Source organism: Vibrio sp. (assembly GCF_038138445.1).
Classification (GTDB): Bacteria; Pseudomonadota; Gammaproteobacteria; order Enterobacterales; family Vibrionaceae; genus Vibrio.
In genome coordinates this window covers 1-7,807 of the sequence record NZ_JAYQDQ010000131.1, presented here as the reverse complement: position 1 = coordinate 7,807, position 7,807 = coordinate 1, and the positions used below count along the sequence as shown (strand labels likewise).

The window sequence follows — 7,807 nt, the reverse complement described above, 5'->3', positions numbered from 1 at the left end:
AATACCGAATTTAAAAGGAAATGATTAGATGGGGTTTACCGCCAGCTTACGATCAAGTCAAAAACTTTACTTCCTTACTTAGATGCGCCTGCCTCATTTACCTGCGCCAACCAGAAAACGTGATGAGCAACATACATCAGCAGCTCCAAATACCCTAAAAAATAGTTAATGTCGTACTGGAGTACTACCAACACTCACGTAAGCCTGTTTATTCTATTACCTCATGTGAAGAGGAGGAACAAATGGCTAAGCTTATCCACGCTATGATAAGAGTAAGTGACCTAAGTACTTCGGTTGATTTTTACCGCAAAGCACTTGCTTTACACATCAAAGAACAATTTGTTTTTGACGACCACACACTAACCTATATGGCAAACCCTGAAACAGGGTTCGAGCTTGAGCTGACGTATAATCATGATGCTCATCTGTCCTATACGCATGGTTCAGGTTATGGCCATATTGCCGTATCGGTCGAAAACATCCAACATACACATAACGAGCTGAAGAAATTAGATATTCTTCCATCGGATATTAAAACGATTCATCACCAAGATAGAGTTTTAGCGACACTATTTTTCATCACCGATCCTGATGGATACAAGATCGAGTTTCTACAACGTAATGGAAGATACCAATAATAGGTCCGAAAATGATTCACTTAACCGCCACTTTTGAAGCAAAACCCAACCAAGAAGGCATCCTGAAGCAGCTTTTGCTTGATATGGTTCAACCCACACAAAATGAGGTGGGCTGCATTCGCTACGTTTTGCTGCGAGACAAAAACAACCCATCAATTTTTATGTTTCAAGAGCAGTTCATCGATCAAGCTGCATTTGATGCGCACTGCAGAGAACCACATTTCTTAAACTTGCTAGACAATTTAGAAGGCCTGTTAGTAAAAGAGCCAAGCATTACTTTCTTTGAACAACTATAAATGAATGATAACCGCCTACTGAAGTAGCTGGATTTAGGGCTAAAAATTAAAACAGTGTTTTTAGCCCTCTTTCTATACTTAATGATCCGGTAACCCACCAAGTTTCATAAGGTTTTCAATGACTGAGTCACGCCTTTGTTGAGGCTCAATACTATCCGCATTAACCCCCCCTCCTTTATTAAAGGCAATCATGTCATCCGTCGGATGTGCACGACATGCTGCAAAATGCACGACACCCATATTGGGCACAAGAAGAGAAGATAGAGAACGAATACCAGTAAACATAACGCCGCCTAAGAAAGCGGGGTTATCAATGTGTCCTCCAAGCCCCTGATGATCAAGTTCTCCAATATAATGCTCTTTAATGGTCGCTCCAGGGCCTGCAACTTCTCGTACAGTAGGCACCTTGTGTCTCCCCCATACTTCCGGGCATGCAATCGCTCTAACGTCTACATCGCGCAAAAAAGCCTGATCATAGGTATAAAAATGAACACTCGTTCCCTTGGGAATTTGAATATGCGTATTAAGGGTGGTTTCGCCATGGCCTAAAAAGACTATTTGCTTATCTCCGCGCCTTGAAGCTTGTTTCATGTTAGTGACGGTTGCTTTACTGATTGATGTTGCTTTACCTAACATGAGTGGCTTGGTCGGCGGCAGAGCTTTCTCATAAACTTTAGAGTTGCCAAGGTCACTATTAAAGTACACGCCGTATTCGTCAACAAGAGACTGTAGCGCCTTTTTGGTATTCGTATCCTTATCAAAAACCCTAAACGTATATGAAGAGTGGCGATTTACCCAATACTTACAAGCAGTGTCGGCTGGCTTAAGATCTGTCGGTGCCTCTTCATTGATTGCTTCTACCAAAACATCTTTAATCTTCTTCAAATCAGTGAGCTTGACAATATCACCTCGAAGCTTAGGCAAACCAACCGTTTTCTTTCTGGTGCTCTTCGTACTTAGAATGCAACTATCGATCGTCCTTAATACCAGTTGCTTAGTAAACATAATGCGTTCCTTTTTTTATCAAAAGCTTATTGACCAGAGAAAGTATAGAAGCAATATGAGGTATACGTATATTTAAATCTATTCCCATTTAAAAACATCACACGAAAAATAATACTTTACTATCACTAACGTCAATGAAAATGGATTATAAGTCTTACATCAAGTCAACTAATAAGTTATTTTTGATATTGACCAAGCTCAAGATAAATTGATAGTTAGTTAATTGATATGACATTATAGAGTTGGATAAGCTTCTTATTTAAAAAATACAAAATAACTGGTAAGACCAGAAAAAGCAAATATATAACAAACGTTTACATTTCATTTCCATGTGTAATAATCCGGCAAAAGCCAGCTAGATTAATGTCTTTTTTAATAATTTAAATTATAGACAAACATATATTTATCTGGCGTTTTCTACCATATAAAATCAAAATATTCGTTAAGACATTAAGAATATTTCATTATCGAAAAGGTGAAGTAAAATGAAAGCTTATGTTATGGATGCTCAAGGCAATCACTCTCTTCAAGAAAGACCTAAGCCGACTTTAATTGATGACAGTGACGTTATTGTTAAAATTGAAAAAACAACTATTTGTGGTACTGATTTACATATATTAAGGGGTAATGTTTCTACATTTAAAAGTGACACAATTCTTGGCCATGAAGGGGTGGGAGTTGTACAGGAATGTGGCAGTAGGGTGAGTAAATACAAGCCTGGAGATCGGGTGATCATATCTTGTATTACCTCATGCGGAAGCTGTTCCATGTGCCAAAAATCTCAGTTCGGCCAATGTCTAAATGGTGGCTGGATACTAGGAAACGAAATAGACGGATGCCAAGCTGAGTATGTCAGAATACCTTATGGTGATAATAGCTTGTTTCATGCCCCTGAAGATATAGACTCCGAATCTTTAGTCTTTCTTAGCGATATTTTCCCAACTGGCTATGAAGTTGGAGTCTTAGATGGAAAATTAAAACCAGCAGACTCGGTTGCCATTATAGGCTGTGGTCCTGTAGGTCTGGCAGCTTTAATGACGGCTAAGTTTTTCTCACCCAGTGAGATATACGCTATCGATAATAACCCTCATCGATTAGATGCAGCAAAAGAGCTTGGGGCAACCCACACCATAAATAACTCTGAAAATACCGCAGTCCAGCAAATTCTAGATATTACTGACGATGTTGGAGTAGATGTTGTGATTGAAGCGATAGGTATTCCTGCAGGTTGGGATATGTCGCAAAAACTAGTACGCCCTGGTGGCAATATAGCGGTACTCGGTGTTCATGGGAAACCAGCAACAATTAGTCTAGAAGATATGTGGAAGCGTAATTTCACTATGACAGCCGGCCTTGTACACACCTACACAACCCCTGATCTTATTAAGCAAATTCGAGCTGGGCACCTCCATCCTGAGAAGCTTTGTACTCACCATTTTCCATTAAGTGAAACTGACAAGGCATACGATACCTTTATCAATGCAGAAAAGCATAATGCATTAAAAGTAATGATTACAAACAGCTAGAAGCATGGTGAGTTCTAGACCTCGCTCTAGAACTCACTTTTCTAACCTGACATTTCTCTTTGAGAGAAGTAAGGAGAATAAATGTATCAAATGTCGACCCAGACAGCGTTGCTGCTATTGCTATGCTTCTACGGCCTAACGTTTTTAATATCACTCACCTTAGCCAGAAAAGAAGAAAACGTTGATGGCTACATGGTATCGAATAACTCGATAGGGTTCGGTATGGCAGCAGCGAGTATGACTGCCACATGGATATGGGCCGCATCTTTCTATGCCGCTGCAACCTCTGGCTATAAATATGGTTTATCGGGTGCACTCCATTATGGCTTTTGGGGAGCCTTGATGATTTTCTTTATCTACCCATTTGGTAAAAGATTTAGACAAATCGCCCCGAAAGCTCATACTCTTGCCGAAATCATGCATGCTCGCCACGGCAGTTCGAGCCAAATGATCATGGCAGGTTCCAATTTAGTAGGAAGTCTTATCAGCCTGACAGTCAATTTTACTGCGGCAGGCGCACTGTTGGAGATATTATCTCCACTGAGCTTTATTCATGGCGTTATCATTGCTGGCCTTGGGGTGCTTAGCTACACTATTTGGTCTGGCTTTCGATCGTCAGTGACAACAGATTTTGGTCAAGTCATCGCTATGATTTTTGCCGCTGTGATAATCATACCTATTATCTTTTTCCAACTTGGTGGTAGCGCTCTGTTTGAATCAGGCATGTCATTACTCACTGCTGAGCAATCTAGTTTTTATTCGCAAACGGCCATACTAGAACAAGGGGCACCATATTTTGTTGCTGTATTAGCCTATGCTATCGGTAATCAAACCATAGCCCAGCGTCTGTTTGCAGTGAGAGAGGACTTACTTAAACCGACATTTGTTACCGCTACTCTAGGCTACGGTTCAATTGTGATTGGCTTGGGTATGCTGGGATTTCTTGCCCTACTTGCCGGCATTACTCCTCAAGACGGCAATTATAACAACCTGATCCCACAAATGGCTGCAACCTACCTGTCTCCATTTTTGGTTGGCTTATTTTTCATTATGGTGATTGGTTCTCTATCCTCAACAGCGGATTCGGATCTTTCCGCTCTCTCTGCTCTTGTGATGACAGATATCTATGGAAAGCACCTGTCTCGGGGGAAAGTCAAACCCAAAACCATGCTATTTATAGGCCGTTTAACTATGGTCAGCGCTACCTTTTTGGCCATGTTATTAGCCTGCTTAAAGTTCGACATACTTACCATGCTTGTCTTTGTTGGCGCACTATGGGGAGCCATTGTTTTCCCAGTTATCGCCAGCTTGTATTGGAACAGAGTCAGTAATCTGGCATTCACCAGTGCCGCCATTATTGGCTTTGGGATGTTCATTATCACTCGATTTGAAGTGGTTGAACTACATGGACTAGCAGCTCTATTCTTTGAGTGGGTGGCATCTGCTGGGGGTGGTGTTGTGATAGGACTAATGGCGTTTGGCTTCTTTGGTTTTAAAGTGGCTTGCATACTTGGTGGCATAGCGTTTATTAGCATCACGCCTTTTGCATTGGACGCATTACGCCACTATCCGGTGTTGTTAAGCTCGATGACTGCTTACGGAGCCAGTACGCTAACCTGCGTGATTTTAAGTTTAAGATCAAAAGAACACTTTGATTTTACGAGTATAGGTAAGGATGTTGTTTCCTTTAACGACTCTAAAACTCAAACCCAAGAAATTGAAGGAGTCCCACAATGTCAAGCCTAGCATTAACTCTGTATGTTCTAATCTGGCCTCTCATGGCGTTGGGCATTATGGTGCTTTTGTGTGTCAGCCTCTACAAAGATATGCGCAAAGCCAAAAAAGAAGGTAAAGAGATGGTCTAACCTCCACTTTCGAGGCTCAGTTTGCTCTGAGCCTCGAAAAATCATCTTACGGACACCTTCTAATATAACTGTCCTCTCTAAAAAAGCTGTCCACAACTTGGCTTTGACTTGAAAAAGCTTGGTTCTATTCCAAATCACAACAAGAACTCTATTGAATGGAGGCATAAAAAGATCAAAGGTGAATAACACAAAGTTGCTTATATGCGGGAAATTTAAATACACATTAAATGAATAATTATATGCATCTTGGAGATTCACTCACTAACGGAAAACAAATCCTTACACATATAAAAACTAAAACCTATTCAGCTATGAAAATGCACCTTTGGCTTATTCATAGATTCATCCATTTATAACAACGTCAATCATAGAGGCCTACTAATGAAATACTCTATTCCTGTCTTTTATTTCGCCACACTTAGTCTTATTTCTCCCTTTGTCTCAGCGGCTAAAAATACTGAATTACCGGAAAGCGGAGGAAATGCGTTCTATCGCTCTGTTGGTAAACTCAGCGGTAACATGACTTGCACCGTTTCTTTTGTTCAATTTGGAGATAATCTAAACGCTCCAGCAACCTTTCTCTCAAATGGACACTGTAGCCAAAATGCTTTCAGCTCATCATCAGGTAATGATATAACGGTTGAAAAATCGGTAAATTACACTGCCAAGTTTAATTACTTTCAAGATTCGATTGATGCTGGAGAAACCATTTCTGTGGGTATTAACAAAGTCTTATACTCAACGATGAAAGGCTTAGATATCTCGGTATTATCATCCGACCAAACCGTCGCTCAACTCATTGCTCTAGGCTTAACGCCTTATCGTATTTCTCAAGACTCACTGCCTACGGAGTCTGAGATAACCATTGCAGGTGTGCCTATGGACGTCAACGCATTGCAACTGTCATATTGTGAATCTGGGAATACATTTGATGTGGTTGAAGGCTACTGGCATTGGTATGATTTTAACGAAAATAACTGCCAAGGTATCTCTCCAGGAAGCTCAGGTTCGCCAGTGTTCGATAACACTAAAACCATAGTCGGACTGATTAACACCACCACAAATACTGCCGTAGGAAAAACTTGCTATAGCGGCAACCCTTGCGCGATTGATGATGAAGGTGCACACGTTAAAAAGAACAAAAATTACGTCGTTCCTATTAAAGATCTAAACCAGTGCTTCAATTCAAACGGAACCTTCTCATTAGACAATTCCGCTTGTCCATTGCCTAAGCCGAGCGACGTTAGTATCGCTAACTATCCTTATATCTTCAGCGGGGAAAACTCTAGATACCAAGATTGGAAGTTCACCGTTAACAGTGACAGTAAGATTCGCTATAAGAACATCTTATTATCTGATAATATCAAACTTGCCAAGATCTCTCGGGCTACAGTGCTCCAATAGAAGTGAGTCAAGTCAACTTCAGCGAAACCAAAATTGACGTTAGTAAAGAAGGTGTTCATCAATACTGCATCATAGGAGAAAATGATGACGCCAGTGCGCCAAACGTAGTTCAAGTTCAGGTTGATAATACTCCTCCATCAACCAAGCCAGTACTTAACGTGACACCGATTGGTTTTGAGCCTATTTTTATGGTCCCCGAATACTCTGACTTCTGGTTAGCCTGGGGCAAACCTGACGAGATTGACTGTGATGAAGCTCGCTATATTCAATACAGAAGAAACCCTATCCGTATCCAATCTGTACCACTTAAAGTATGTGTCTACGGGTTTGATGCAGCGGGTAACCAAAGTCCTAACTTTGACTACCTGATTGAAAGTCCTTTCTAACTATCTTGGTAAGGAATATAATCGCCTAAAACCACCTCTCTATCAGAGGTGGTTATTTTATTTATACTGGGCATCTCTGCTCAAGTATCGGGTTAGATGAGTGCTGAACAGCACTTATTCGCTTGCCTATTTCACATTCAACTTGAGTCACTGGGTATTGCTTATCCCAAGCCTTCATTAAGCTGCGTTGAGAACGGCTCATTTGGTAAATAGGATAAACCGCTTCCATATAAAGATAAGCTCTCGCTATTCTTCCCCTCGCCTTTTCGGGAGGTTGTACTTTTCGGGTTGTGATTCTCATATCACAACTGCCAAAGCTTGATGCTTCTTCAGGCAGCATTACAAAATTATAATTTTGTCTTTGCGCATTAACGCTACCAATTGCAGGATATAAGTTGAACAGGTCAGCCTGCATTAAACGATAATCTTTGCTTACCTTCGATGCACAGTTGCGACCTTTAAACGCTTTACCCTTGCTGTTTATACAATCAGGATGACCATCTCGCCATGCAGAGAAAGCTCGCCCAAAGTTTTCTGCGGGCACAATATGTTCTGCTTCCCATTTGTTTAATCGCCCACGGTATTTATCTGTCTTAAACCCCTCTGGTAGCGATACATATTTGTTCATATTAAACGTAAGCTGGCGGTGAGCCCCATTTAACTGAAAGCTGGCACCGACTAAAAATA

General features: G+C 40.9%; 9 protein-coding genes. 7 read left to right on the top strand and 2 right to left on the bottom strand.

The genetic code is table 11. The features are described 5' to 3' along the window. The first annotated feature begins 242 nt into the window (after nt 1–242). Together AAFM34_RS19695 and AAFM34_RS19690 are read left to right on the top strand one after the other, a co-directional pair. Nucleotides 243–638 (top strand): VOC family protein, encoded by a 396-nt coding sequence (locus tag AAFM34_RS19695; RefSeq protein WP_341665775.1) that lies wholly within the window; start codon nt 243–245, stop codon nt 636–638. An 11-nt stretch (nt 639–649) separates the two neighbouring features. Further along, complete coding sequence (locus AAFM34_RS19690) at nt 650–934, top strand: putative quinol monooxygenase (RefSeq protein ID WP_341665773.1); 285 nt, start codon at nt 650–652, stop codon at nt 932–934. Nucleotides 935–1,012: 78 nt separating this feature from the next. Here AAFM34_RS19690 and AAFM34_RS19685 read toward each other — a convergent pair whose 3' ends face one another. Continuing rightward, nucleotides 1,013–1,939: a putative adhesin gene (locus AAFM34_RS19685; RefSeq protein ID WP_341665771.1), complete on the bottom strand. Its 927-nt coding sequence runs from the start codon at nt 1,937–1,939 to the stop codon at nt 1,013–1,015. Nucleotides 1,940–2,424: 485 nt separating this feature from the next. On the opposite strand from AAFM34_RS19685, the gene AAFM34_RS19680 reads away from it, so the two are divergent. From AAFM34_RS19680 to AAFM34_RS19660, 5 genes are all read left to right on the top strand, one after another. After that, nucleotides 2,425–3,465: a zinc-dependent alcohol dehydrogenase family protein gene (locus AAFM34_RS19680; protein ID WP_341665769.1), complete on the top strand. Its 1,041-nt coding sequence runs from the start codon at nt 2,425–2,427 to the stop codon at nt 3,463–3,465. 81 nt (nt 3,466–3,546) lie between these two features. Further along, complete coding sequence (locus AAFM34_RS19675; RefSeq protein WP_341665767.1) at nt 3,547–5,211, top strand: sodium:solute symporter family protein; 1,665 nt, start codon at nt 3,547–3,549, stop codon at nt 5,209–5,211. Beyond that, entirely contained in the window at nt 5,199–5,330 is a 132-nt protein-coding gene (locus tag AAFM34_RS19670) for a putative transporter small subunit (RefSeq protein ID WP_341665765.1), read from the top strand. The genes AAFM34_RS19675 and AAFM34_RS19670 overlap by 13 nt, the downstream gene beginning before the upstream one ends. A 381-nt stretch (nt 5,331–5,711) precedes the next feature. Beyond that, nucleotides 5,712–6,734, top strand: a complete 1,023-nt coding sequence (locus AAFM34_RS19665) for a trypsin-like peptidase domain-containing protein (protein WP_341665763.1) — start codon at nt 5,712–5,714, stop codon at nt 6,732–6,734. Nucleotides 6,735–6,736: 2 nt separating this feature from the next. Further along, nucleotides 6,737–7,120 (top strand): hypothetical protein, encoded by a 384-nt coding sequence (locus AAFM34_RS19660; protein WP_341665761.1) that lies wholly within the window; start codon nt 6,737–6,739, stop codon nt 7,118–7,120. Between the two features lie 61 nt (nt 7,121–7,181). On the opposite strand, the gene AAFM34_RS19655 is transcribed toward AAFM34_RS19660, so the two are convergent. Next, the coding region (locus tag AAFM34_RS19655; protein ID WP_341665759.1) for an endonuclease at nt 7,182–7,807 on the bottom strand (626 nt) is incomplete at its 5' end.